Raw genomic sequence first — 24,708 nt, 5'->3', positions numbered from 1 at the left:
GCATGACCTTCCCCCCGTCCACGCAGCGACCCCCGCAGCCGCCGTCCCCGCCCACCATGGCGCCGCCGAGCGCGACACCGCGTCGGCGACGTCGCCGGCGGCTCATCATCGTCCTCGTCGCGATCCCGCTGGCCGTCATCGCCCTCCTCATCGCCGCCGGCGGGATCTGGTTCGCCACCAACGCCGTGCGCGCCACGCCTCCCGCTCTCGGCGCGATCGACTTCCGCGCGCCGCTCGCGGTCCCACCGCTGGCGCCGTCGCATGTCGAGGACGGCGTGCGCGTCTTCGAGCTGACCGCCCAGGAGGGCCGCTCGTCGCTCGTTCCGGAGGGGCAGACGCCGACTCTCGGCTACGACGGCGCCTACCTGGGCCCCACGCTCGTCGCCGAGCGCGGCGAGCAGGTGCGCGTCGACGTGACCAACGGCCTCGCCGATCCGACGACCGTGCACTGGCACGGCATGCACCTTCCTGCCGCCATGGACGGCGGCCCCCACTCGCCGATCGCCGCGGGTGCCTCGTGGCAGCCGGAGTGGACGATCGACCAGCCCGCGGCCACCCTCTGGTATCACCCGCACCTGCACGGACGCACACGTGAGCAGGTCGACGCGGGGCTCGCCGGCATGTTCCTGGTGCGGGACGCAGTGGAGGCCGCGCTCGCCCTGCCCCGCGAGTACGGCGTCGACGATCTCCCCGTCATCGTGCAGGACCGCTCCTTCAACTCCGACGGGTCGTTCGCCGGCGGTCTCGGCATGCAGTTCGACGGGGTGCTCGGCGACACGATCCTGGTCAACGGCACCGTGGCGCCGTACCTCGACGTCACGACCGAGCGGGTGCGCCTGCGTCTTCTGAACGGCTCGAGCGCACGTATGTACGACTTCGCGTTCGCCGACGACCGCGAGTTCGCCCTCATCGGCACCGACGGCGGCCTGCTCGAGGCGCCCGTCACGGCGACAGACATCCCATTGTCGCCGGGTGAGCGCGCCGAGATCGTGGTGTCCGTGAAGCCGGGGGAGCGCATCGTGCTGCGGTCCCTGGCGCCGGACCCGGCGCTCAACGCGGGTGCGGCCGGCTTCGACGTGATGGAGCTGCGGGCCGCGGCATCCCTCGCAGCCTCACCAGAGGTGCCGTCGCGGCTCGCGGACGTGCCGGCGGCAGATGCGAGCGGTGCCGCAGCCGAGCGCGACTTCGTCATGTCGGGCCACAACATCAACGACCGGCAGATGGACCTGGGCCGCGCGGACGTCGTCGCCACCGTCGACACCAGCGAGGTGTGGACCGTGCGCAACGAGAATCCGCTGCCGCACTCGTTCCACGTGCACGACACGCAGTTCCGGATCCTCAGTGTCGACGGCGCCCCGCCGCCGGCCCGGCTGGCCGGCTTCAAAGACACGATCGCGCTCGAGCGCGACCGCGAGTACCGGCTGCTGGTGCGGTTCGACGACTACGCCGATCCGACCACTCCGTACATGTACCACTGCCACCTGCTGTGGCACGAGGACCAGGGCATGATGGGACAGTTCCTGGTCGTCGAACCGGGCCAGCAGCCCGACCTGAAGCGTCCCGAGGGAGACACCGATGACCGTCACGACCACTGAGCCGGCCGCGCTGCAGCCGGACGCGTCCCGACCCGTCAGCGGGTTCTGGGCCTCCTATGGCCGGGCCTGGATCCGTACGCCGGGCAGCGCCCTCTACCTCCTGGCGGTCTTCGTCCTCGCGATGATCTCGATCAGCGTGCTGGCCCCGCTGTTCTGGACGAGCGTCGGTCTCCTGGTCATCCTGATCGGCTTGCCGCTGGGGGTGCTCACCCTGCTCATCGCGAGAGGATTCGGCGTCGCCGACCGGTTCCTGCTGCTGCTCACCGGTCTTCCCGAGATCGAGGAGCCGGAGTGGAACCGGGACAGGTCGGACAGCACCGGCTTCTGGATGACGCTCACGCGACCCATCCGCAACGCGCATTACTGGCTCTACCTGGTGCACGGCATGATCGTGAGCCCCGTCATCAGCACCATCTCGTTCGCACTGACGACGGTGTGGCTGAGCATCGGCCTCGGCGGACTGACCTACTGGTTCTGGGGAGCGTTCCTCCCTCGCGGCGGCAGCGACGGCGCCGACGGCGAATGGGGCCGTTTCGTCGCCGACTACCTGCCGTGGCTGTTCGGCGGATGGTCGAGCTGGGCTGTCGAGGTCACGCTGTACCTCCTCGCCGGCATCCTCTTCACGGCCACCATGCCGTGGGTGCTGGGCGGACTGGCCCGCGGTCACCACGCTGTCGCCAGGGGCATGCTCGGCCGCTGGAACTCCGATGAGCTCGCCGCCGAGGTGCGCGCGGAGTCCGCCGCCCGCAGCGCCGCGGTGCACGCCGAGGACGTCGCCCTGCGCCGCCTCGAGCGCGACATCCACGATGGTCCCCAGCAGCGCCTCGTGCGCCTGCAGATGGACCTGGCCGCGCTCGAGCGCCGGGCCGAAGCCGGAGACGCGGATGCCGCCGCCGAACTCGCCCGTGAGGCCCGCGGCCACGCCAAGGCGGCGCTCGATGAGCTGCGTGCGCTGTCCAGCGGGGTCGCGCCTCCGCTCCTGCAGGATCGCGGCCTCGCCGCCGCGCTCGACGCTCTGGCGGCCGGCTCGCCGTTGTGGGCGCAGGTCGAGATCGATCCGGCCATCGACCGGGCCGTGAGCCAGGAAGTGGCGCGGACGGTGTACTTCGTGGTGGCCGAGCTGATGACCAACGCCGTGAAGCATTCCGGCGCGACGGCCGCGACGGTGCGCGCGTCGCTTCGCCGCAACGCGGCCGGCGCGCCCACCCACCTCGATGTCTGGGTCGTCGACAACGGCCGCGGAGGCGCAGTCATCACGACGGGCCACGGCCTCGAGGGGCTGCGCGAGCGCGTCGCGGGCCTGCGCGGCGTCCTCGTCGTGACGAGCCCCGCCGGCGGCCCCACCTCCGTCGGAGCGCACATCCCGCTGGCGGTCGCGTCGTGACCGATGCCTATTCTGAGGAGATGGCCGCCTCGCACGACTCCGCCGCGCTCCGCGTCGTCCTCTTCGAAGACTCGGTCCTGCTGCGCGAGGGGCTCGTCCGGCTGTTCGACGAGGCCGGCTACACGACCGCGGGCGCGTGGGGCGATGCGCAGGATGTCGTGGCGCGGGTCCGCGAGGCGCGTGCCGACGTCGCGATCCTCGACGTGCGCCTGCCGCCGGGCTTCCGCGACGAAGGGATCCGCGCCGCCCTCGCCGTACGCGCCGCCCTTCCCCACGTCGGCATCCTCGTCCTGAGCCAGTACGTCGAGGGCGTCTACGCGCGTGAGCTCCTCGCGGGCGGCGAGGGCGGGGTCGGCTATCTCCTGAAGGATCGCGTCACGTCCCTCGACGAGTTCACGGATGCCGTCCGCCGCGTCCGCGAGCGCGGCACGGTGCTCGACCCGCTCGTCGTGCAGGGGCTGCTGTCGGCCCGGCCCGACCCGCTGGCGGCGCTGACCCCGCGCGAACGGGACGTGCTCACGCTCATGGCGGAGGGACGCAGCAATGCCAGCATCGCCGAGCGGCTCTTCATCGGGGTCGGAGCGGTCGAGAAGAACATCAGCGCGATCTTCGCGAAGCTCGGGCTGGAGGAGTCGGGTACCGAGCATCGCCGCGTGCTCGCGGTCCTCGCCTTCCTGCAGCATCCCTGAGACGACGAAGACCCCCGGGACTCCCGGGGGTCTTCGTTCGAGATCAGGTCACTCGGCGAGGTGCGCGAAGAGGAACCAGCGGTCCTTCTCGAGCGACTCCTTGATGCCGATCGCGATGTCCTGGCTCGTCAGGTCGAACTCGTCCAGTCCGTCGATCGCTGCCTGGACGTCCGCGATGACGGTGTCCATGTCGGTGATCACGTTGCGGATGAGCGCGTCCCACTGCGTGAATCCGGCGGGTACGGCCGTCGCGGTCTTCTGGGCCACCGTGCCGACACGGGCGTCGACCGGCAGGCCGAGGGCGACGATGCGCTCCGCGGCCTGGTCCGCGCCATCCTGGGCGTGGGCGACGACCGAGTCGAGGAGCTCGTGGATCGCGATGAAATTCGCGCCGCGCACGTTCCAGTGCGCCTGCTTCCCGTTCACGGCCAGGGCCTGCAGGCCCAGGACGACGGGGGTGAGGAACTGCGCCGTCGCGGCGGCGACGTCGGGGTTCGCTGCGGTTGCGGGGGTGGTCTGGGTGTTCGTCATATCTGTCGCCTCCATCGTGCGGAGGGTCGCTCAGCTCGGCGATCGCCCTCCAGTGACTGCAACGCTACTCAGCGGGAGCCATTCCGCAAGCAAGACAAGGCTGGGCTAAACCGGCGAATCCGCGCTGTCGGTGCGGGCCGGACGCACGACAGCGGCTAACGTCGATTCGTGCCTTCCGCCGATCACGACCTCGGACCGCAGCATCTGAGCGTTCCCGCCAAGACCGTGACCCGCGAGCCTCGCGACCGCTCGCCCGAGCACGCCGAGCCGTCCCGGTTCATCCCGCATGTGCAGGGACTCCGCGCGATCGCCGTCCTCTGCGTCGTGCTGTACCACTTCTGGCCCGGCCGCCTCACGGGCGGCTACATCGGCGTCGACATCTTCTTCGTCATCTCGGGCTTCCTCATCACGGCGCACCTGATGCGCGAGCTCACCGCGACCGGCACGGTCCGGCTCGGCCAGTTCTGGGCGCGCCGCGCGCGCCGCCTGCTTCCGGCATCCCTCCTCGTCCTGCTGTTCTGTGCGGTCGTCGTCATGTCGCCGTACCTCATGCCCACGTCGGCTCTGCCGAACGAGGTGCGCGAGATCCTGGCATCGACCTTCTACGTCGAGAACTGGTACCTCGCGCTGAACTCGGCGGACTACCTCAACCACGCGGGCGCGCCGACCACCGTCCAGCACTACTGGTCGCTGTCGCTCGAAGAGCAGTTCTACGTGATGTGGCCGCTCATCATGCTGCTGGCGGCGTGGATCGGCGTGAAGTGGTTCCGCGGCGAGCGTCGCCGCACGGTCATCGCCGCGCTCGGGGTCGTCACCGTGGTGTCCTTCGTGTTCTGCGTGGTCTTCACGATCACGAACCCGGCGCCCGCGTACTTCGTCACGTTCGGCAGGATGTGGCAGTTCGGCGTGGGCGCGCTGATCGCGCTCGTCCCGATGCTGAGGGTGCGCAACGCCCTCGGCAGCTTCGTGCTCGGCTGGGCCGGCATCCTGCTCCTGCTCTACGTCGCCTTCACGTTCGATGCCCAGACGCCGTTCCCCGGGTACATGGCGGCGCTGCCCACGCTCGGTGCCGCCGCGGTGATCGCCGCGTCCAACACCGACCGCTGGTGGTACCCGACGCGCATCCTCGCCATCCGCCCCGCGCAGTTCGTCGGCGACATCTCGTATTCGCTGTACCTGTGGCACTGGCCCTTGATCGTCATCGCGCCGTCGGTGCCGTTCTGGGGTCTCACGATCTACCACCGCGTCGCGCTGCTGGGGCTGTGCTTCGTGCTCGCGTGGCTGACCAAGCGGTTCGTCGAAGACCCCGCGCGCGGCTGGAAGGTGCTGACCTCGCGGCCGCCACGGGTGACACTCTGGTCGGCCCTGGCCGCGATGATCGTCGTCGCTCTCGTCGCGAGCACCGCGTGGCTCGTCAACGCGCCGCTGTACAACCAGGGCACCCGCGACATCGCCGCGCTGCAGGAGAACCCGCCGGAGTGCTTCGGCGCGGCAGCGGTTCTCGACGCCTCCTGCGCCGGCGCCGACTTCGGCAGCGAGATCCTGCCCGCACCGGGGTTCGCCGGCATCGACCGCCCGGAGCACCCGCAGTGCTTCGTCCAGCTGACCGACTCGCGGCCGGTGTCCTGCACCTTCGGCTCGGACGACGACGACGCCCCGCGCATCGCGCTCATCGGCGACAGCCACGCGTACCAGCTGCTCTCGACGTTCCAGCGGATGGCCGACGAGAACGGATGGCAGCTCGTCACCTGGTTCAAGGGCGCGTGCCCCTGGAACACGACGCCGCTGTCGACGCCTGGAGCCTTCGGCGCTGCGTGCACCGAATGGCGCGAGCGCGTGCAGAATGCGATCGACGGCGCCGACCTGGATGCCGTATTCACGGCGGCGCTGGCCACGACGCCGTATTCGTCCGCCGGGTACGACTCCTCCCACGACGCTGCCGTGGCCGGCTATCGCGAGGCGTGGAGCACGGTGATGGATCGCGGCATCCCCGTCATCACCGTCGTCGACAACCCGGTATGGGAGACCGACCCGAACAAGTGCCTCCGTACGCGCGACGTCGCGGAGTGCGACGGTGCCCGCTCGGACGTGCTCGTCGCCGACGACCCGCTCAAGGATGCGGCATCCGGTCTCGACACGGCGACGCTGCTCGACTTCACCGATGTCTACTGCGGCGCCGAGCTGTGCGCGCCGGTCGTCGGCGGTGCGAACATCTACCGCGACCAGGACCACGTCACGGTGACCTTCGCCGACACCCTCGCGCCCTGGTACACCGATGCCATCGAGACCGCGCTCGCGAAGAGAGGCCAGCCATGACGATCGCACCCGGAGCCTCGGTGCTCGCCGCCGCCGGGAGAACTCCCGACCTCGACCCCACGGCGTTCGTCGCCGCCGGCGCGCGCATCGTCGGGGGAGTGACCCTCGCCCCAGGCGCGAGCGTCTGGTACAACGCCGTGCTCCGCGCCGACGGCGACACGATCACCGTCGGCGCGAACAGCAACCTGCAGGACAACGTCTCGGTGCACGTCGATGCCGGCAAGCCCGTCGTGATCGGTGAGAACGTGTCGGTCGGCCACAACGCCGTCGTGCACGGCTGCACGATCGGCGACGGCTCGCTCATCGGCATGGGGGCGGTCGTGCTCAACGGCGCACGGATCGGATCGGGATGCCTCATCGCCGGCGGCGCGGTCGTGCTGGAGGGATCCGAGATCCCCGATGGCTCGCTCGTCGCCGGTGTGCCCGGCAAGGTGCGACGCGAGCTCACCGACGAGGAGCGCGCCGGCCTGCTCCAGAACGCCGAGCACTACCTGGCGCACGTGCGGGAGCACCTCGAGGCGAGTCCCGTGGTCTGAGCCCCGCACCGGCTGCGTGGGATCCCCGGACGGATCAGTCCCGCGGCTTCGTCGGCGGGTGGTGCTTGCCCCGGTGCACCTCGTAGAGGCGCACGTGTCCGGGCCACGCCGGGTCATTCTCGATCGGCAGGTCGTCCATGAAATGCCGGATGACGTGCGCGAGCTGCCCGGGGTGACTGAAGTTGATCGCGTGCGCGGCGCCCTCCAGCATCACGACGAGCACGTGGCTGTCGGTCTGACTGGCGATCTCGTCGACGCGATGCGCGTGCGGCAGCAGCGGATCGCGCTGACCCAGCACGACGAGCGTCGGGATGTGCATCTCGAGCAGTCGCTGGAGTGACGGATACTGCGTGAGCGATCGGAACATGCGCACCGTGCTCGGCACGCCGAAGCGCACGTAGTCGGGCACCGCGACCCGCGCCATCTTGACCGGCTCTCTCGGTGCGTCCTGCGAGAGCTGCTTCATGGCCCGGCGCAGCGGCTGATTGAACAGTCCGCCGGCCGGGGAGACCAGCACGGCACGGTCGATTCTGTCGGGATATCGATGCGCGAACTCGATGATGACCGGGCATCCCATGGAGTTGCCGACGAGCGTCGCCTTCTCGACGCCCCGATCGTCGAGGAAATCGAGCGCGGCGCGAGCGAGGTCGGGGATGTCGAGCATGTCCCGCCGCTTGCCGCTCCGGCCGAAGCCGGGCAGGTCGGGCACGTAGGTGTGGAACTCGTCGGCGAGCATCTCGGCCGTCGGCAGCAGGTAGCGGCCCGACAGCCCGAAGCCGTGCACGTGCGCCATGACGCGAGGATCGCGGGACGGCCGTGGCGACTCGCGATAGAAGACGTCGACGTCGTCGATGCGCGTCCACTTCTCGGCGAGGCTGGATGCCGGGCGGCGCGGCAGCTTCTTCTGCGGTCCCGGTTGCGGGGCGGGGGTCGGGCTGCTCATCGCGGCTCCTCAGCGAGTTGGGAACGGTGCTGCTGTCAGTCTGCCCGCTGCGGCGCCGGCGCAATAGCGCGGATCGCGTGTACACGAGGGCCCCCGGCGGCGGCGGCCCCGGCCGTCGCTCGCGCTCGCAGCACCGCCCTGTGCGCGTCTCGCGCGGGCCAGTATGGTTGCCCCGTGGGAGCCTGTGAGGAGCGCCTGGATCCTGTCAGCTGCCGGCTCGACGTCGTCGTCACTCTGCTGGAGAGCCAGAGTCGAGTGGGGCTGATCGCCCTCGTCGTCGCGCTCATCTCGGCTGCGGTGGCCACGGTGCTGGCCGTAGCGGCACTGCGGGCGTCGTCGGCTGCGAATCGGCTGGCCGCCCAGAACGTGGACCTCATCCGCCGGTCCGAGCGGCGGCGACTCGTCGATGCGCTCGAGGCCTACCGGGCATCGCGAGCCAAGGACATGGGTCTCGGACAGCGCAGCGGCATTCGGCACTATCTTCCCCTCGCGCGAGGCATCATCGCCGAGATCGACGAGCCCAACGCCGAGGTGCTGACGGGCTGGCTCACGACGGCGATCGACACGATCATCGACGATCCCGATGCCACAGAGCGCCGCCTGGACCGGCACCGCCTCCGGATGGAGTTTCCTCCCGTCGCGGCGTCGTGGCTGAGCCACCCCGAAACGTTCCGCCCCCAGCCTTTCCTCCGGCGGTCCGAGCAGCAGGCGCGCAGTCGCGGGGCGGGCGATGGATCCGGGTGACCGTTCGGACGGCATCCACGCGAAAGGCCCGCCGCACGCCTTCGGCGGTACGTCGGGCCCCGTGGAGGGGATGACGGGAATCGAACCCGCACCATCAGTTTGGAAGACTGAGGCTCTACCATTGAGCTACATCCCCGTGCGCCCGCGAACGGGCACCGCCCAATCGTAGTACATCGCGGCGGTCATCCTTTTCCGACCCGCAGCCCCGACGCGCGGCTGAGGGAAGGAATGCTGCGATGGAACGCACGGGCAGGCAAGTGGTCGAAGCGCTCGTGGCGACGCTCAACGCCGGCGAGATCGGCGGAATGGACGATCTGTTCCACGACGACGCCGTCATGGAGTGGCCGCAGTCCGGGGAGCGCATCGTCGGCGCCGCCAATCGCCGCGCGATCTACGGCGCCTTCCCGCGGCTTCCGAGCATCTCGCCCCGGCGGCTCACCGGCGAGGGCGACGTGTGGGTGCTGCAGGCAGATCTCGACTATGGCGACGGCGATCCCTATCAGACGGTCTTCCTCTTCGAGCTGCGCGACGGTCGCATCGCGAAAGAGACCGCGTACTGGACGAAGCCGTTTCCGGCTCCCGCCTGGCGAGCCGCCTGGGTGGAGTCGATCTGAGGCCCGCGCAGGTAGGGCACGGGCAGGTCGGCTAGACTTCTCGGGGCCGAAAGGCGCACGCACGCGTGCGAACCCGCCCGGGGCGTAGCTCAGCTTGGTAGAGCGCCCGCTTTGGGAGCGGGAGGCCGCAGGTTCAAATCCTGTCGCCCCGACATCACGGCCCTCAGAATTCCGAACCCAGACCTTCAACTGCCGCGTCCTCGCGCGGTCCGATAGAGGAGAAGTACAGGCATGGTGAACAGCACCGTCGAGAAGCTCAGCCCGACCCGGGTGAAGCTGCACATCACGGTCAGCCCCGACGAGCTCAAGCCGTCGATCAAGCACGCGTACGAGCACATCGCGCAGGACGTGCAGATCCCCGGCTTCCGCAAGGGCAAGGTGCCCGCACCGATCATCGACCAGCGCATCGGGCGCGTCGCGGTGCTCGAGCACGCCGTCAGCGAAGGCCTCGACACCTTCTACCGCGAGGCCGCGGCGGCGCACGAGCTGCGCGTGCTCGGCCGCCCGTCGGCCGAGGTCACCGAGTGGCCGAATGAGAAGGACTTCTCGGGCGACCTCGAGGTCACCGTCGAGGTCGACGTGCGCCCCGAGTTCGACCTTCCGTCGTTCGAGGGCACCACCGTCGAGGTCGACGCCATCGAGGTCGACGAGGCCGCCATCGACGAAGAGCTCGACCGCCTGCGCGCCCGCTTCGGCACGCTCGTCACCGTCGACCGCCCCGCCGCCACCGGCGACTTCGTGGAGCTCGACCTCGTCGCCACCATCGACGACGCCGAGATCGACCGCGCCGAGGGCGTGTCGTACGAGGTCGGCTCGGGCGAGCTCCTCGAGGGCATCGACGAGGCGATCGACTCCCTGACCGCCGGTGAGGACACCACGTTCCGCTCGAAGCTCGTCGGCGGCGACCACGCCGGTGACGAGGCCGAGGTCTCGGTGACCGTCAAGGCCGTCAAGGAGCGCGAGCTTCCCGAGGCAGACGACGACTTCGCTCAGATCGCGAGCGAGTTCGACACCATCGCCGAGCTGCGCGACAGCCTCAAGGAGCGCGTCGGCCAGCAGGGCGCGTTCACGCAGGGCTCGGCCGCGCGCGACAAGCTGATCGAGACGCTGCTCGAGCAGGTCGAGATCCCCGTTCCGCCGCAGCTCATCGAGGACGAGGTGCACAACCACCTCGAGGGCGAGGGTCGTCTCGAGGACGACGTGCACCGGGCCGAGGTCGCCGAGGCGAGCGAGAAGCAGTTCAAGACGCAGATGCTCCTCGACAAGATCGCCGAGACGGTCAACGTGCAGGTCTCGCAGGACGAGCTCACGCAGTACCTCGTGCAGTCCGCCGCCCAGTACGGCATGGCTCCGCAGGAGTTCGTGAACGCGCTGCAGGAGGGCAACCAGCTCCCCGCCATGATCGGCGAGGTCGCCCGCAACAAGGCTCTGGCCGTCGCGCTCGGCAAGGTCACCGTCGTCGACACCAACGGCAACCCGGTCGACCTCAGCGGCTTCGTCGCCACGGAGGACGAGGCCGCGGACGAGGAAGAGGTCGTGGAGGAGGCGGAGGAGATCGCGGATGCCGCGGCCGACGCCGACGCCGTGATCGAGGCCGAGGAGGCCGCGAAGCCCGCCAAGAAGGCTCCTGCGCGCAAGCCCGCCGCCAAGAAGGCCGCCGAGGCCGCCGACGCCGACGAGGTCGCCGCTGAGAAGGCTCCGGCGAAGAAGGCGCCCGCGAAGAAGGCTCCGGCGAAGAAGGCTCCGGCGAAGAAGGCTGCCGCCGCCGAGTGACGCGAGCTTCGGCCGGCACTCGCGCAGTGACCGATTGACACAAGAGGACGGATGCCGCGGCATCCGTCCTCTTGCGTCCGGCGCCCGCTCTGCCCAGGGCGAACACGGGCGGGTCGCTCGTGGCGCGCCGGTAGATTCGATGGCGACCCAAGGAAACAGGAGTACACATGGCCGAACCACTTGTCGCGACCAGCGTCTTCGACAGGCTGCTGAAGGACCGCATCATCTGGCTGGGGTCGGAGGTGCGCGACGACAACGCCAACGAGATCTGCGCGAAGATCCTGCTGCTCGCCGCTGAGGACTCCGAGAAGGACATCTACCTCTACATCAACTCGCCCGGTGGCTCGATCACGGCCGGCATGGCGATCTACGACACCATGCAGTTCGTGCCCAACGACATCGTGACCGTCGGCATCGGCATGGCGGCGTCGATGGGACAGCTGCTGCTGACCGCCGGCACGAAGGGCAAGCGCTACATCACGCCCAACGCCCGCGTGCTGCTGCACCAGCCGCACGGCGGCTTCGGCGGCACCTCGAGCGACATCCAGACCCAGGCCCAGCTGATCCTCGACATGAAGAAGCGACTGGCCGAGATCACGGCGTCGCAGACCGGCAAGACCGTCGAGCAGATCAACGCCGACGGCGACCGCGACCGCTGGTTCACGGCCCCCGAGGCGCTCGATTACGGCTTCGTCGACCACATCCGCGACTCGGCCCTCGACGTCATCGGCGGCGGCGGCACCGCCGGAACCGCGAGCTGACGGCACCCGAAGGCGAAAGAGAGAGAACCCGAATGCAGACCCCCACCTTCGGCGGCGCGCCGCTGGCACCTCAGGGCCTCCAGATGCCCGGCAGCCGCTACATCCTGCCGCAGTTCGAGGAGCGCACGGCCTACGGCTACAAGCGCCAGGACCCGTACAACAAGCTGTTCGAGGACCGCGTGATCTTCCTGGGCGTCCAGGTCGACGACGCGTCGGCGGATGACGTCATGGCCCAGCTCCTCGTGCTCGAGAGCCAGGATCCCGACCGCGACATCATCATGTACATCAACTCGCCCGGCGGCTCGTTCACGGCGATGACTGCGATCTACGACACCATGCAGTACGTGTCGCCGCAGATCCAGACGGTCGTGCTCGGTCAGGCCGCCTCGGCGGCTGCCGTGCTGCTGGCCGCCGGCGCCCCCGGCAAGCGCCTCGCGCTGCCGAACGCCCGCATCCTGATCCACCAGCCCGCCGTCGGCGAGGCCGGGCACGGTCAGGCGTCCGACATCGAGATCCAGGCCGCGGAGATCCTCCGTATGCGGACGTGGCTCGAAGAGACGCTCGCGAAGCACTCGAACAAGACGCAGGCAGAGGTGAACAAGGACATCGACCGCGACAAGATCCTCTCCGCCGAGGAGAGCGTCGCATACGGTCTCGTCGACCAGGTGCTCACCACGCGCAAGCGCGGCCAGCAGGCGGCGCTGACGAAGTAGTCGCTTCGACAGCAGCGGTTCTTCGACGCCCCGTCGTCCGGATTCTCCGGCGGCGGGGCGTCGTCGTGCTCCCGGGTGCCTCGTCCGCTCAGCGCGAAACCGACGATTCCACAACGTGCGTCGCAATGCCGCCGCATGTCGGCGTCAGCTATTAGGCTCGGAGAACAGCTGGGGGGCTTGCCCCGACGTCACGAGGAGGAGCGGCATGGCACGCATCGGTGAGAGCGCCGACCTGTTCAAGTGCTCCTTCTGCGGGAAGAGTCAGAAGCAGGTCCAGCAGCTGATCGCAGGACCGGGCGTCTACATCTGCGACGAATGCGTCGAGCTCTGCAACGAGATCATCGAAGAGCGCATGGCCGAGTCCTCATCGGGCGTCGTCGCAGACTTCGATCTGCCCAAGCCCCGCGAGATCTTCGCGTTCCTCGAGGAGTACGTCGTCGGTCAGACCGACGCCAAGCGGGCACTGTCGGTCGCCGTGTACAACCACTACAAGCGCGTCCGAGCGCACGGCACGATCCAGTCGGCCGAGCAGCGCGCCGATGAGATCGAGCTCGCCAAGAGCAACATCCTCCTGCTGGGCCCCACGGGCTGCGGCAAGACCTATCTGGCACAGACGCTCGCCAAGCGTCTCAACGTGCCGTTCGCCGTCGCCGACGCCACCGCACTCACCGAGGCCGGCTATGTCGGCGAAGACGTCGAGAACATCCTCCTCAAGCTGCTGCAGGCCGCCGACTTCGACACGAAGCGCGCCGAGACCGGCATCATCTACATCGACGAGGTCGACAAGATCGCCCGCAAGGCCGAGAATCCGTCGATCACCCGCGATGTGTCAGGGGAGGGCGTCCAGCAGGCGCTGCTGAAGATCCTCGAGGGAACGGTCGCGTCGGTGCCGCCCCAGGGCGGGCGCAAGCACCCCCATCAGGAATTCATCCAGATCGACACGACGAACGTGCTCTTCATCGTCGCCGGCGCCTTCGCCGGCCTCGAAGACATCATCTCGTCGCGCGTCGGCAAGCACGGCGTCGGATTCGGCGCCTCGCTGCACCGCAAGGACGAAGACCTCCACCTTTTCGGCGACGTGCAGCCCGAAGACCTCCACAAGTTCGGGCTGATCCCCGAGTTCATCGGCCGGCTGCCCGTCATCGCCTCGGTCTCGCCGCTCGATCGCGAAGCGCTCATGGAGATCCTCACCGAGCCGAAGAACGCACTCGTGAAGCAGTACCACCGCATGTTCGAGCTCGACGGCGTCGCACTGGAGTTCGACCGTGAGGCGCTCGAGGCCATCGCCGACCTCGCCGTGGCTCGCAAGACGGGCGCTCGCGGCCTGCGCGCGATCCTCGAGGACGTGCTGGGACCGATCATGTTCGAGATCCCCTCGACAGACGACGTCGACAAGGTCGTCGTGACCCGAGCGGCCGTCGAAGAGGGCGCCCTTCCCACGCTCGTCCTGCGGGAGAAGCGCAAGAGCGCCTGACCGTCCTCCCCTCACGCATCACCGTGGGGCCCTCGCCAGCATCGAAGCGCGAACCTTCGCGCGGACGCGCGAAGCCATGCATGGCATACGGGAGCGTGTCGGAGGTGCCCAGTAGCTTCGGCGTGTGAGCAGCCCGCGCCCCTTCTCGATCCAGGTGCCCGATTCCGAACTCGACGATCTGCGAGAGCGTCTCGCGCGGTTCCGGCCGCTGCCGGACTCACCACGCCGGCCGGAGTCCGGCATGAGCGCCCACTACCTCGCCGAGCTCGTCGCGACGTGGCGCACGTGGGACTGGCGGGGTCGCGAACGGTGGCTCAACCGGCATCCGCAATTCCTCGCCGAGATCGGGGACAGCACCGTCCATTTCGCCCACCTGCGTTCCGACCGCGATGATGCGCCGGCGCTGCTGGTCATGCACGGCTGGCCGCACACGTTCGCACTGCAGCTGGATTTCGCCGACCTGCTGCCCGATTTCCACGTCGTCGTGCCGAGCTTTCCCGGCTTCGGCTACTCCTCGGCCTACACCGACGGGCCCGTCACCGAGGTCCGCCTTGCCGCCACGATGCACGCGCTCATGACGGATGTGCTGGGTTACGAGAAGTACCTCACGTACGGCGAGGACGTGTCGGCCAACGTGAACGATCTGATCGCCGGCTCCTATCCCGACGCGGTGAGCGGCGTCATCGTGACGCACTCGCACTTCCCGTCGATGGCCGAGCGTCCGGAACTCACGGCACCCGACGAGGTGGCGTTCTTCGCGCGCCTCCAGCAGTGGGGCGGCGCCAACGGCGCGTACGGTCACGTGCAGGCGACGCGCCCCGACACTCTGGCGGCGGCGCTGAACGACTCCCCGGCAGGGCTGATCGCCTGGCTGGCTGAGAAGCTGGTCGAGTGGAGTGACACGCCTCCGGCGGATCCACGGGCGGTCGAACGTCGCATCTCGCGGGAGCGCATCCTCACCGAGGCGATGATCTACTGGACGACGCAGAGCATCGGCTCCTCCTTCCGCCCGTACTACGAGGGCGCCGACCAGCCCGATGAGATGCCGCCGGTCTCGATTCCGGCATCCGTGCACATCCAGCGTCACGAAGGCGACTATCCGGAATCGCTCGCGCGGCGTTTCTACCGTGACCTGCGCACGTTCGAGCGCCTCGATGAGGGAGGGCATTTCGCGGTCGCCGAGGTGCCCTCGGTCATGGCCGAGCGGGTGCGCGCGTTCGCGCGCGAGCTGGACCTCGTCTGACGTTGTTCGGCGGCGGAGCACTCGCTGCCTCGCTGCTCACCATGGCCGTTTTCGGCCAGTCGCGAATGGCCGCAAAGGGCGACGCGCCCGTCATGCCGACACGCGTCTACTCGAAGCATGTCAGCACTCGCACTCTCATCCCACGACCACGACTCGCCGGTGACTCTCCCGGCTGCCCCGTCGCGCACGGCCGAATATGCCGAGCCGACCGGGACGATCTTCCTCGATCGACGGCTGAACGGTCCGCGCCGCTCCGCCAACGGGGGGTTCGCCGCCGGCTCCCTTGCTCAGCACATTGACGCGGAGACGGTCACCGTCGTCCTGCATCGACCGATCCCGCTCGGCCTCGAACTTCCGGTCGTCGGGGATGGGCGCGGTGGGGGAGTGGTCCACCATCGTGGCCGGCTGATCGCGCTGGCCCGACCCGGTCAGCTCAGCGACTCCCCGGCACCGCCTCCGCCGACGTACGACGAGGCGCTGCTCGCGCGGTCGCGGTACCCGCTGGCAGGCGTGCGGCATCCGCTTGCGGACTGCGTGGTGTGCGGCGTGGACCGCACGGACGGCATGCACGTGACCCTCGGCCCGCTCGAGGGCACTGCCGGCCGCCTCGCGGCACCGTGGAGCGTCGATACGCGGATCTCGCACGCCGGCACTGCCGACTATCCCGCCGTGTGGGGCGCGCTCGACTGCCCGAGCTACCCCGCCCACGCGCTCGAGAATCGCATCCTGTGCCTGCTGGGCACGATCACCGCCCGTGTGGAGCGCCGCCCGCGCGTCGGGGAGCACCTCGTGATCCACAGCTGGACGCGTGAGCAGCACGGCCGGCGGTACGAGACATCGGCCGCGATGGTCGACAGCCGTGGGGCACTGGTCGCGCGCGCCGACGCGACGTGGATCGCTGTGAAGCATCCGCGCGTCGCGGCCCTCGCGGCGTGGCGCTGGTAGCGGCATCGGCGGAGGGATGGCCGATTCCGGCCACTCCCCGCGGGCCGGACCGTGACCCATACTGATGTCGTGTCCACCGTCCGCTACGCCTGGTCGGGTTCCGACGACGTCGCGTGGTCGGAGATGGGCGCCGGCGCGCCGCTGCTCATCGGCGGCTGGTGGATGAGTCATCTCGAGCGCGATTGGGAGTACGGGCCCTTCCGCACCTTCGTCGAGGCGATGGCGCGTCACCGGCGCGTCCTGCGCATGGACACGCCGGGGAGCGGGTTGTCGAGGACCAGGCCGGAGACGCCCGACAGCCTGGAGCCGCACGTCGATGCGATGAAGGCGGTGCTCGATGCCGCCGAGGCCGAGCAGGCCACGCTGTTCGCGGGGTCGTCCGGCTGTGCGATCGCCGTGCAGTTCGCGGCCCGCCACCCGGAGCGTGTGCGTCGCCTCGTCCTCTCGGGAGCGTACCTGGACGGGTCATCGATCGCCTCGCCCGGCGACCGCGCCGCACTGGTGGAGCTCGTGCGCAAGAGCTGGGGGGTGAGTTCCCGCGTGATGTCCGACATCTTCTACCCTGACGCGACTGCGGAGCAGCGCCGCGCCTTCGCGCGTCACCAGCGTTCGACGGCCACCGCGGCGGCCGCGGCAGCCGGACTGCAGGCCGTCTACTCGTTCGACGCGCGCGCCGCGGCGCCACAGGTGCGGGCACCGACCCTGGTGTTGCACCGGCGGGGGGACCGGGCAATTCCCCTCGCGCTGGGCGCCGCCACGGCGGCCGCGATCCCGGGCGCGCACCTGGAAGTGCTCGAGGGTCCCGATCACCACCCGTGGCACGGCGACGCGAGCGCGTTCCTGCGACGGGCGCTCGCCTTCGACGCGGTCGCTGAGGAACAGCTCGGCGGCGACCTCGTCCTACCGCCCGCGATGGCGGCGCCGGATGGAGCGAGCGCGAAGACGTCTCCGATCTCCGCACGGGAGCGCGAGGTGCTCCTGCTGATCTCCCAGGGCAAGACGGACGCGCAGATCGCGGCAGAGCTGTTCCTCAGCGTCCACACGGTGCACCGGCACGTCGCCAACGCGCGCACCAAGCTCGGAGTGCCCTCGCGAGCAGCAGCGGCGGCATGGGCGATCGCCCACACCGCCGCTCCTTAGGCGGATCTAGCCGGCGAGGCCGCGGCGCTCCAGCAGCGGCTGGATCTCCGCATCCCGCCCGCGGAAGTCCCGGTAGGCCTCGAGCGGATCCTTCGATCCGCCGACGCCCAGGAGGCGGCCGCGGAAACGATCGCCGTTCTCCCGACGCAGGCCGCCGTTCTCACGGAACCACTCGACGGTGTCGGCGTCCAGGACCTCGCTCCAGATGTAGGAGTAGTAGCCCGCGCTGTAGCCACCCGAGAACACATGCGCGAAGTACGTCGACGAGTACCGCGTCGGCACGACAGGGTTGTCGAGACCGATGTCGGCCAGGGCCGCGGCCTCGAACGCAGCGACGTCGAGGTCTGCCGACACCTCGTCGACGGAGAGCGAGTGCCAGGCCTGGTCGAGCCACGCCGCCGCAAGGTACTCGCTCGTCGCGAAGCCCTGGTTGAACGCCTCCGAGGCGTGCAGCTTCTCGACGATCTCGGTCGGGAGCGGCTCATCCGTGTCGATGTGGCGGGCGTACGAAGCCAGGATCTCGGGCCAGTAGATCCACATCTCGTTGACCTGGCTCGGGAACTCGACGAAGTCGCGGTAGACGTTGGTGCCCGCGAAGTGCGGGTACGTCACCGTCGCGAACAGGCCGTGGAGCGCGTGGCCGAACTCGTGGAACAGCGTCGTCACCTCGTCGAGGCTCAGAAGCGTCGGACGCCCCGCCGCGGGCTTCGGGACGTTCAGGTTGTTGACCACGATGGGCTGCGTGCCGCGCAGGCGCGACTGCAGGACGATCGAGTTCATCCACGCGCCGCCGCGCTTCGTGTCGCGGGTGTACAGGTCGAGGATGTAGAGCCCGAGTGCCGATCCGTCGGCGTTGTGAACCTCGAAGACGCGCGTATCGGGGTGATAGCCGCCGAGATCGCCGCGCTCGGTGAAGGTGATGCCGTAGAGATCGCTGGCCGCGCGGAACACGCCGTCCTGAAGTACGCGCTCGGCCTCGAACCACGGGCGCAGCGCAGACCGGTCGAGGTCGTACTCCGCCGCCCTCACCTTCTCGGTGCAGAACGCCCAGTCGTGCGCTTCCAGGGGGAACGGGTCGCCACCGGCGTCGATGATCGCCTGCAGCTTCTCCTGCTCCCTGCGCGCGTTGCGGGCTGCGGGCACCGCGAGCTGGCGGAGCAGGTCGTGCACTGCTGCGGGGGAGCCCGCGGTCTCGTCCGACGTGATGTAGGCCGCGTGCGAGTCGTAGCCGAGGAGCGCCGCGCGCTCTGCGCGCAGGCGCACGATCTCGAGCAGAGTGGCTCGGTTGTCGTGCTCGTTGCCGCGAGAGCCGCGGGAACGGGATGCCGTCAGCAGTCGTGCACGGGATTCCCTGTCGGTGAGGCTCGAGAGGTAGGGGTGGCCGGTGAAGAGCGTCAGTGTGACGACCCACTTGCCGTCGAGGCCGCGATCGGACGCCGCCTGTGCCGCTGCGGACAGCTCGCCCTCGGAGAGTCCGTCGAGCTCCGTCGCGTCGTCGAAGACGACCGCCAGGTCGTTCGTGTCGGCGAGCAGGTTCTTCTCGAACTGCGTGGTGAGGGTCGAGACGCGCTGGTTCAGCTCGATGAGGTGCTTCTTCGCCTCGTCGTCGAGGCCGGCGCCGGCGTGGGACATCTCCGTGTGGTGGCGTTCGACGAGATACCGCTGCTCCGGCGTGAGGTCGAGCTGATCGAGCTGATCGTAGATCGTCTTGATGCGCCAGTACAGCGCCGAGTCGAGCTGGATCGAGTCCTGGTGGGCCGACATCAGCGGCGCGAGCTGCTCCTCGATCTGCTGGATGTCGTCCGTCGCGTCCGCCGATGACACCGTGTAGAACGTCCGTGCGACATCGCCCAGGAGACGCCCGCTCTCCTCGAGCGGGACGAGGGTGTTCTCGAACGTCGGCATGGACCGCACCCGGGTGATCGCCGAGACCTCGGCGGTGTGTGCCGCGAAAGCCTGCTCGAACGCGGGCAGGTAGTGCTCGGGGAGGATCGCGGCGTAGTCCGGAAGCCCGTAGGGGAGTGAGCTGGGCGCGAGAAGCGGGTTGTCGTTCGGCATGGCGTCCAGCCTAGTCACGCGGCCGTGCATGCCGAGATCTCTTTGCAAACAGATGATTGCAAAGAAACCCTTGCAAAGAGATCTTTGCATCGCTACTCTGGGGGACATGGCAGAGAACGAGGAGCAGCAGGCGGATGCCGCGGCCCGCAGCGAACAGCGTCACAACGAGGATCGGGTCCTCGACTCCGGCGCCCTGCGCGCACTCGCGCACCCCCTCCGCGTGAGGATCTACGACATCCTCAGCCAGTACGGCCCGCAGACGGCCAGCTCCCTCGCCGAGCGGCTGGGCGAGTCCAGCGGCTCGACGAGCTACCACCTGCGCGCACTCGCCAAGCAGGACCTCATCCGGGAGGCCCCCGATCGCGGCACCGGCCGCGAACGGTGGTGGGAGCGTCCGGTCGGGGGCGTGTCGTTCGCCAACCCCGACGCGATGTCCACTCCGGCCGGCCGTGCCGCGACCCAGGTGGTCATGAACGAGTTCCTGCGCAACCGCAACGATCAGCTGCTCGAGTTCGTCAACCGGGGGATCGGCGGTGAGGACGAGCTCTGGCAGGACGGCACGCTCATCTCCACGGCCACGGCGCGACTCACACCCGAGCAGAGCAAAGAACTGACTCTCAAGATCATGGCCCTGATCGACGAGGCCGTGGACAACTACCGCAACCAGACCGGCGAGAACGTACGCCCCGTCACCATCCGGGCTGACGTCTTCCCGCTTCCGCAACTAGGAGGACAGTCATGACCACCATCACGGCAGGCGAACTCGCGGCACGCGGCTTCGATGCATCGGCCACACGATTCGACCGCGCGCTGCTGCGCGCGGCATCCGCTATCGACGCGTACGTGATCGCGCGCGTCGAGCGGCGGGACGGCGCCGAACGACGCGGCGCACTGGCCGCACAGACCGCCGTGAGCGGCGCACGACGCGACGCCGAGGCGCTCGCGGCGACGGGGATGCTCCCGCGATGAGCGAGAGCATCGACACCGTCGAGCGGCCGGGGACGCCGGCCGGGCGGGCACGCAGGGTCCCGCTCGGCCGCGACTTCGGCAAGCTGTGGACGGCTGCGGCTTTCAGCAACCTCGCGGACGGGGTCGGCCGCGTCGCCGTCCCGCTGATCGCGACCACGCTCACCCGCGACCCGCTCGCGATCTCCGCGCTCAGCGCCCTGGCGTTCCTGCCGTGGCTCGTCTTCGGACTGCCTGCGGGCATGATCGTCGACCGGTTCGATCGCCGATGGGTCATGGCGATCGCCAACGGCCTTCGCGGGCTCGCCGCCGTCGGGCTCGCCGCCCTCACGGTCACGGGCGCCATCAGCATCTGGTGGCTGTTCGCCGGCGTGCTCGTGTTCGGCCTGGGGGAGACTCTCTTCGACAACGCGACCAACTCCATCGTCCCGAGCGTGGTGCAGCGCCCCGCGCTGGACCGTGCCAACGGCTGGCTGCAGGCAGCGCAGATCACTATCGACAGCTTCATCGCCGCTCCCATCGGCGGCGTCCTGTTCGCCGTCGCGCTCGCGCTGCCGCTCTGGGTCGGGGCCGCGGGCTACCTCATCCCCATCGTCCTCGCGGTGATGCTGCCGCTGTCGGCCGCGCGCCCGTTGCGGGCCGAGGCTCCGACGGGCAAGAGCGCGGCGTCGACGGCAGAGGCAGCGGTCGCCGCCGGCGAGCCGCTCGCAGCGGCCGATATGGACGCCGACGTCGAGGCGAGCGCCGAGATCGAGGCCCCGGAGACCGCCGCACCGGTGAACGTGTCCGCCCGCGAAGCCCTCGTCTATCTCTGGCGGCACCGCTTCCTCCGGTCGATGGTGGTCTTCACCTCCATCGTGGGCTGCGCGTTCGCCTTCGCCCAGGCGCCGGTGTTCCTCTACTTCCTCGATGTGCACGGTGTCGCGCCGGCCGCCATCGGGCTCGTCACCGCCGGGATCGGGCTGGGCGGCCTCGGCGGCTCGCTGGTCGCGGCGTCGCTCGTCGCGAAGTTCGGACGCGGCAAGGTCATGCTCGGCGCCAACATCGTCGCTGCGGTCGGACTCGCGGGAGTGTGGGCCGCGCCGGAGGCGATCTCGGCGACCATCGCGTACGCCATCATGGCGGCAGCGGTGTCGATCTGGAACGTGCCGTGGGGCGCCCTGCGTCAGCGGATCGTGCCGGGGCACCTGTTCGGCCGCGTGCTGGGCATCAGCCGCACGCTGACGTGGGGCATCTTCCCGTTCGCGACGCTCCTCGGCGGCTGGGTGGCGCGCATCGATCTGCGACTGCCGTTCCTGCTCGCCGCCGGTGTCACGCTGGTCGCGACCGCGGTCGCCGTGCGGCTGCTGCTCTCTGCCTCGACGCACAACGCGCCGGAGGAGTGAGCCCAGGCCTACCCGAAGCCGTCGTCCGGATCGTTCCGGGCGACGGCTTCGCCGTCGGCGTCGAGCGTCACGATCACCCCGGTGTCGAGCTCCGCGATCGGCTTGCCCTCGAGCCAGGTGAGGGTCCAGCGCGGCCGCGGCTGACCGAGCTGGTCGCCCGGGATCGTCTCGTCGACGGAGCGGATGCCGCGGCGCAGCGCCTCAGGCACCGCTTGAGGTGGTTCGTCGCCCGAGGTCCAGCGCGTTCCGAGCTGCATGTCACGCCTCCTGGGGGACGAGTTCGATCTCCGACACCGACAGGGCGTCGGCCTCCGCATAGGCGATCTCGGCGATGCGCCCGACGGCCTTGAGGTCGCCCTCCGCGAGTCGCAGCACCGCGATGGCCTCGGCCGGAGCTGCGATCGTGACCTGCGACACCTCCGCCTTCTGCGACACCTTCGCCTCGGTCTTCGCGCGGCGCACCCCGATGAGCGCCTCGCCGACGATGCTGAGCACCGCCGGGTCGCCCTCGATGCCGAGCGGCTCCGGCCACTCGGCGTTGTGCACCGAGCTGTCGTTGAACCACGACCACGATTCCTCGGCCGCGAACGCGAGCACCGGGGCGAACAGGCGCAGGAGCGTGGACAGCGCGATGCGCAGCGCGAGCGCCGCGGATGGCTGGCCCACGTCGGCCTGGTTGTAGGCGCGCTCCTTGACCAGCTCGAGGTAGTCGTCGCAGAAGGTCCAGAAGAACGACTCGGTGACCTCGAGCGCACGGGCGTGGTCGTAGGCGTCCAGCGCCTTGGTCGCATCGCGCACGACCGCGTCCAGGGCGGTGAGCATCGAGGCGTCCAGCGCGTGGGTCACCTGCGCGTCCGCGGGTACGGGGAACGACAGCACGAACTTCGCCGCGTTGAGCACCTTGATCGCGAGGCGACGGCCGATCTTCACCTGCGTCGGGTTCTGCGGGTCGAACGCCGCGTCGGTGCCGAGACGGCTCGACGCCGCCCAGTACCGCACCGCGTCCGAGCCGTGCTGCGAGAGGATGTCGGCCGGAGTGACGACGTTGCCCTTCGACTTCGACATCTTCTTGCGGTCGGGATCCACGATGAAGCCCGAGATCGCGGCATCCGTCCACGGCGCGCGGTCGTCCTCGAGGGCGCTGCGGAGCAGCGTCGAGAACAGCCACGTGCGGATGATGTCCTGGCCCTGCGGGCGCAGGTCGAACGGCGCGACGAGGTTCCAGAGCTCGGGATCGCGCTCCCAGCCGCCGGCGAGCTGCGGCGTCAGCGACGAGGTCGCCCAGGTGTCGAAGATGTCGTTCTCACCCTCGAAACCGCCCGGCACTCCGCGCTGGTCGGCCGTGTACCCGGCCGGCACATCGGTCGAGGGGTCGACAGGCAGCGATGCGTCGTCGGGTCTGATGACGCGGTCGTAGTCGCGCTCGCCGTTCTCGTCGAGGGCGTACCAGACCGGGATCGGCACGCCGAAGAAGCGCTGACGCGACACCAGCCAGTCCCCGGTGAGGCCGTTCGTCCAGTTCTCGAAGCGCACCCGCATGAAGTCCGGGTGCCACGACATCGAGGCGCCGAGCGAGATGAGCTTTTCGCGCAGCGCCTCGTCGCGAGCGCCGTTGCGGATGTACCACTGGCGCGTCGAGACGATCTCCATCGGGCGATCGCCCTTCTCGTAGAACTTCACCACGTGCGTGAACGGCTTCGGGTCGCCGATGAGCTCGCCGGACTCCTGCAACAGCTCCACCACGCGCTTCTTGGCGGAGAACACCGTCTTGCCGGCCAGCTCGGCGTACGCCGCCTTGCCGCCATCCGTTGTGATGGCGTCCGGTGCGTCCGGAACGATACGACCGTCCAGGCCGAGGATGGTCCGGTTCGGCAGGTTCAGCTCACGCCACCAGATGATGTCGGTCACGTCGCCGAAGGTGCAGATCATCGCGATGCCCGAGCCCTTGTCGGGCTGGGCGAGCGGGTGAGCCAGCACCGGCACCTCGACGTCGAAGAGCGGGGTGCGCACGGTGGTGCCGAAGAGCGGCTGGTAGCGCTCGTCGTCGGGGTGCGCGACCAGCGCGACGCAGGCCGCAAGCAGCTCGGGACGCGTCGTCTCGATGTGCACATCGCCCGAGCCGTCCGTCTTGTGGAACGCGATGCGGTGGAAGGCGGCGGGCTGCTCGCGCTCCTCGAGCTCGGCCTGTGCGATCGCCGTGCGGAAGTCGATGTCCCACATCGTGGGCGCGAGGTCCTGGTAGGCCTCGCCGCGCTCCAGGTTGCGCAGGAACGCCCGCTGACTGGTGCGGATCGTGTCGTCGGAGATGGTGCGGTAGGTCTGCGTCCAGTCGACGCTCAGTCCCAGCTGGCGGAACAGCGCCTCGAAGTGCTTCTCGTCCTCGACGGTGAGCCGCTCGCACAGCTCGATGAAGTTGCGGCGGCTGACGGGCACCTGGTCGGCGGCGCGGCTGGACTTGTTGTCGCCGCCCTCGAACGGAGGGGTGAAGCCGGGAACATACGCCAGCGACGGGTCGCAGCGCACGCCGTAGTAGTTCTGCACACGACGCTCGGTGGGCAGGCCGTTGTCGTCCCATCCCATCGGGTAGAACACCGTCTTGCCGCGCATGCGCTCGTAGCGCACCTTGAGATCGGTGTGCGTGAACGAGAAGACGTGTCCGATGTGGAGACTGCCCGACGCGGTCGGCGGGGGAGTGTCGACCGAGTACACGCCCTCGCGGCCCACCTCGGCGGCGCGAACGCGATCGAACAGGTACGTGCCCTGCTCGGACCACGCGGCATCCCACTTGTCCTCGAGGCCCTCCAGTGCGGGCTTGTCCGGAATCTGTCCCTGTGCGGGGCGGCCGTCGGTCATGCGGAACTCCTCGAGCGATATGTGCGGCACTGTGTGAGCGTGCCT

At 69.5% G+C, this 24,708-nt stretch carries 22 protein-coding genes and 2 tRNA genes; 18 read left to right on the top strand and 6 right to left on the bottom strand.

The window, feature by feature from the left end; translation table 11 throughout:
* Positions 1–2 precede the first annotated feature (2 nt).
* Genes ACI3KX_RS02860 through ACI3KX_RS02850 form a run of 3 tightly spaced genes read left to right on the top strand, consistent with a single transcriptional unit; the run spans position 3 to position 3,668 of the window.
* Positions 3–1,595 (top strand): multicopper oxidase family protein, encoded by a 1,593-nt coding sequence (locus tag ACI3KX_RS02860; RefSeq protein WP_404907607.1) that lies wholly within the window; start codon positions 3–5, stop codon positions 1,593–1,595.
* Positions 1,576–2,979 (top strand): sensor histidine kinase, encoded by a 1,404-nt coding sequence (locus ACI3KX_RS02855; protein WP_404907606.1) that lies wholly within the window; start codon positions 1,576–1,578, stop codon positions 2,977–2,979. The genes ACI3KX_RS02860 and ACI3KX_RS02855 overlap by 20 nt, the downstream gene beginning before the upstream one ends.
* Before the next feature lie 20 nt (positions 2,980–2,999).
* Positions 3,000–3,668, top strand: coding sequence for a response regulator transcription factor (locus tag ACI3KX_RS02850; protein ID WP_331905627.1), 669 nt, complete (start codon positions 3,000–3,002; stop codon positions 3,666–3,668).
* A gap of 48 nt (positions 3,669–3,716) precedes the next feature.
* On the opposite strand, the gene ACI3KX_RS02845 is transcribed toward ACI3KX_RS02850, so the two are convergent.
* Complete coding sequence (locus tag ACI3KX_RS02845; protein WP_163630393.1) at positions 3,717–4,199, bottom strand: Dps family protein; 483 nt, start codon at positions 4,197–4,199, stop codon at positions 3,717–3,719.
* Positions 4,200–4,367: 168 nt separating this feature from the next.
* On the opposite strand from ACI3KX_RS02845, the gene ACI3KX_RS02840 reads away from it, so the two are divergent.
* Together ACI3KX_RS02840 and ACI3KX_RS02835 are read left to right on the top strand one after the other, a co-directional pair.
* On the top strand, positions 4,368–6,515 hold the full coding sequence (locus tag ACI3KX_RS02840) for an acyltransferase family protein (RefSeq protein WP_404907603.1): 2,148 nt from the start codon (positions 4,368–4,370) through the stop codon (positions 6,513–6,515).
* Positions 6,512–7,051, top strand: coding sequence for a gamma carbonic anhydrase family protein (locus ACI3KX_RS02835; protein ID WP_349427389.1), 540 nt, complete (start codon positions 6,512–6,514; stop codon positions 7,049–7,051). The genes ACI3KX_RS02840 and ACI3KX_RS02835 overlap by 4 nt, the downstream gene beginning before the upstream one ends.
* 34 nt (positions 7,052–7,085) lie before the next feature.
* On the opposite strand, the gene ACI3KX_RS02830 is transcribed toward ACI3KX_RS02835, so the two are convergent.
* Complete coding sequence (locus ACI3KX_RS02830) at positions 7,086–7,994, bottom strand: alpha/beta fold hydrolase (protein WP_404907601.1); 909 nt, start codon at positions 7,992–7,994, stop codon at positions 7,086–7,088.
* A 174-nt stretch (positions 7,995–8,168) separates the two neighbouring features.
* On the opposite strand from ACI3KX_RS02830, the gene ACI3KX_RS02825 reads away from it, so the two are divergent.
* Complete coding sequence (locus ACI3KX_RS02825; RefSeq protein WP_363357276.1) at positions 8,169–8,738, top strand: hypothetical protein; 570 nt, start codon at positions 8,169–8,171, stop codon at positions 8,736–8,738.
* Between the two features lie 62 nt (positions 8,739–8,800).
* Here ACI3KX_RS02825 and ACI3KX_RS02820 read toward each other — a convergent pair.
* Positions 8,801–8,874 (bottom strand) — tRNA-Gly (locus ACI3KX_RS02820).
* Between the two features lie 100 nt (positions 8,875–8,974).
* On the opposite strand from ACI3KX_RS02820, the gene ACI3KX_RS02815 reads away from it, so the two are divergent.
* The 9 genes from ACI3KX_RS02815 (at position 8,975) to ACI3KX_RS02775 (ending at position 17,401) form a co-directional block, all read left to right on the top strand.
* Positions 8,975–9,352: a nuclear transport factor 2 family protein gene (locus tag ACI3KX_RS02815; RefSeq protein ID WP_363357277.1), complete on the top strand. Its 378-nt coding sequence runs from the start codon at positions 8,975–8,977 to the stop codon at positions 9,350–9,352.
* Positions 9,353–9,430: 78 nt separating this feature from the next.
* Positions 9,431–9,504: transfer RNA gene (locus ACI3KX_RS02810), tRNA-Pro, on the top strand.
* Positions 9,505–9,583: 79 nt separating this feature from the next.
* On the top strand, positions 9,584–11,125 hold the full coding sequence (tig, locus tag ACI3KX_RS02805) for a trigger factor (protein WP_404907599.1): 1,542 nt from the start codon (positions 9,584–9,586) through the stop codon (positions 11,123–11,125).
* A 167-nt stretch (positions 11,126–11,292) separates the two neighbouring features.
* Positions 11,293–11,886, top strand: coding sequence for an ATP-dependent Clp protease proteolytic subunit (locus tag ACI3KX_RS02800; RefSeq protein ID WP_349427394.1), 594 nt, complete (start codon positions 11,293–11,295; stop codon positions 11,884–11,886).
* Positions 11,887–11,918: 32 nt separating this feature from the next.
* Entirely contained in the window at positions 11,919–12,599 is a 681-nt protein-coding gene (locus tag ACI3KX_RS02795; RefSeq protein WP_308867092.1) for an ATP-dependent Clp protease proteolytic subunit, read from the top strand.
* A gap of 205 nt (positions 12,600–12,804) precedes the next feature.
* Positions 12,805–14,073, top strand: coding sequence for an ATP-dependent Clp protease ATP-binding subunit ClpX (gene clpX, locus ACI3KX_RS02790; RefSeq protein ID WP_349427395.1), 1,269 nt, complete (start codon positions 12,805–12,807; stop codon positions 14,071–14,073).
* Between the two features lie 124 nt (positions 14,074–14,197).
* Entirely contained in the window at positions 14,198–15,316 is a 1,119-nt protein-coding gene (locus tag ACI3KX_RS02785) for an epoxide hydrolase family protein (RefSeq protein ID WP_404907596.1), read from the top strand.
* A gap of 117 nt (positions 15,317–15,433) precedes the next feature.
* A complete protein-coding gene (locus ACI3KX_RS02780) occupies positions 15,434–16,261 on the top strand; it encodes a hypothetical protein (protein WP_404907595.1) in 828 nt (275 codons plus the stop codon).
* 69 nt (positions 16,262–16,330) lie between these two features.
* On the top strand, positions 16,331–17,401 hold the full coding sequence (locus ACI3KX_RS02775; protein ID WP_404907593.1) for an alpha/beta fold hydrolase: 1,071 nt from the start codon (positions 16,331–16,333) through the stop codon (positions 17,399–17,401).
* 6 nt (positions 17,402–17,407) lie between these two features.
* Here the strand turns inward: ACI3KX_RS02775 and ACI3KX_RS02770 are convergent, their stop codons facing one another.
* Complete coding sequence (locus ACI3KX_RS02770) at positions 17,408–19,459, bottom strand: M3 family metallopeptidase (RefSeq protein ID WP_404907591.1); 2,052 nt, start codon at positions 19,457–19,459, stop codon at positions 17,408–17,410.
* Between the two features lie 106 nt (positions 19,460–19,565).
* On the opposite strand from ACI3KX_RS02770, the gene ACI3KX_RS02765 reads away from it, so the two are divergent.
* From ACI3KX_RS02765 to ACI3KX_RS02755, 3 genes are read left to right on the top strand one after another with little or no spacing between them, the layout of a single operon-like run.
* On the top strand, positions 19,566–20,201 hold the full coding sequence (locus ACI3KX_RS02765) for a helix-turn-helix domain-containing protein (RefSeq protein ID WP_349427400.1): 636 nt from the start codon (positions 19,566–19,568) through the stop codon (positions 20,199–20,201).
* Positions 20,198–20,428: a hypothetical protein gene (locus ACI3KX_RS02760; protein ID WP_349427401.1), complete on the top strand. Its 231-nt coding sequence runs from the start codon at positions 20,198–20,200 to the stop codon at positions 20,426–20,428. Before ACI3KX_RS02765 ends, ACI3KX_RS02760 begins: the two co-directional genes overlap by 4 nt.
* Entirely contained in the window at positions 20,425–21,810 is a 1,386-nt protein-coding gene (locus ACI3KX_RS02755) for an MFS transporter (protein ID WP_404907588.1), read from the top strand. Before ACI3KX_RS02760 ends, ACI3KX_RS02755 begins: the two co-directional genes overlap by 4 nt.
* Positions 21,811–21,818: 8 nt before the next feature.
* Here the strand turns inward: ACI3KX_RS02755 and ACI3KX_RS02750 are convergent, their stop codons facing one another.
* Both ACI3KX_RS02750 and valS read right to left on the bottom strand, forming a co-directional pair.
* Positions 21,819–22,067, bottom strand: a complete 249-nt coding sequence (locus tag ACI3KX_RS02750; RefSeq protein ID WP_363357285.1) for a hypothetical protein — start codon at positions 22,065–22,067, stop codon at positions 21,819–21,821.
* 1 nt (position 22,068) lies between these two features.
* A complete protein-coding gene (valS, locus tag ACI3KX_RS02745) occupies positions 22,069–24,663 on the bottom strand; it encodes a valine--tRNA ligase (RefSeq protein ID WP_404907586.1) in 2,595 nt (864 codons plus the stop codon).
* Positions 24,664–24,708 lie beyond the last annotated feature (45 nt).

The organism is Microbacterium sp. ZW CA_36, from assembly GCF_044987475.1.
Taxonomy (GTDB): Bacteria; Actinomycetota; Actinomycetes; order Actinomycetales; family Microbacteriaceae; genus Microbacterium.
This window is presented reverse-complemented; position numbering and strand designations above follow the sequence as displayed.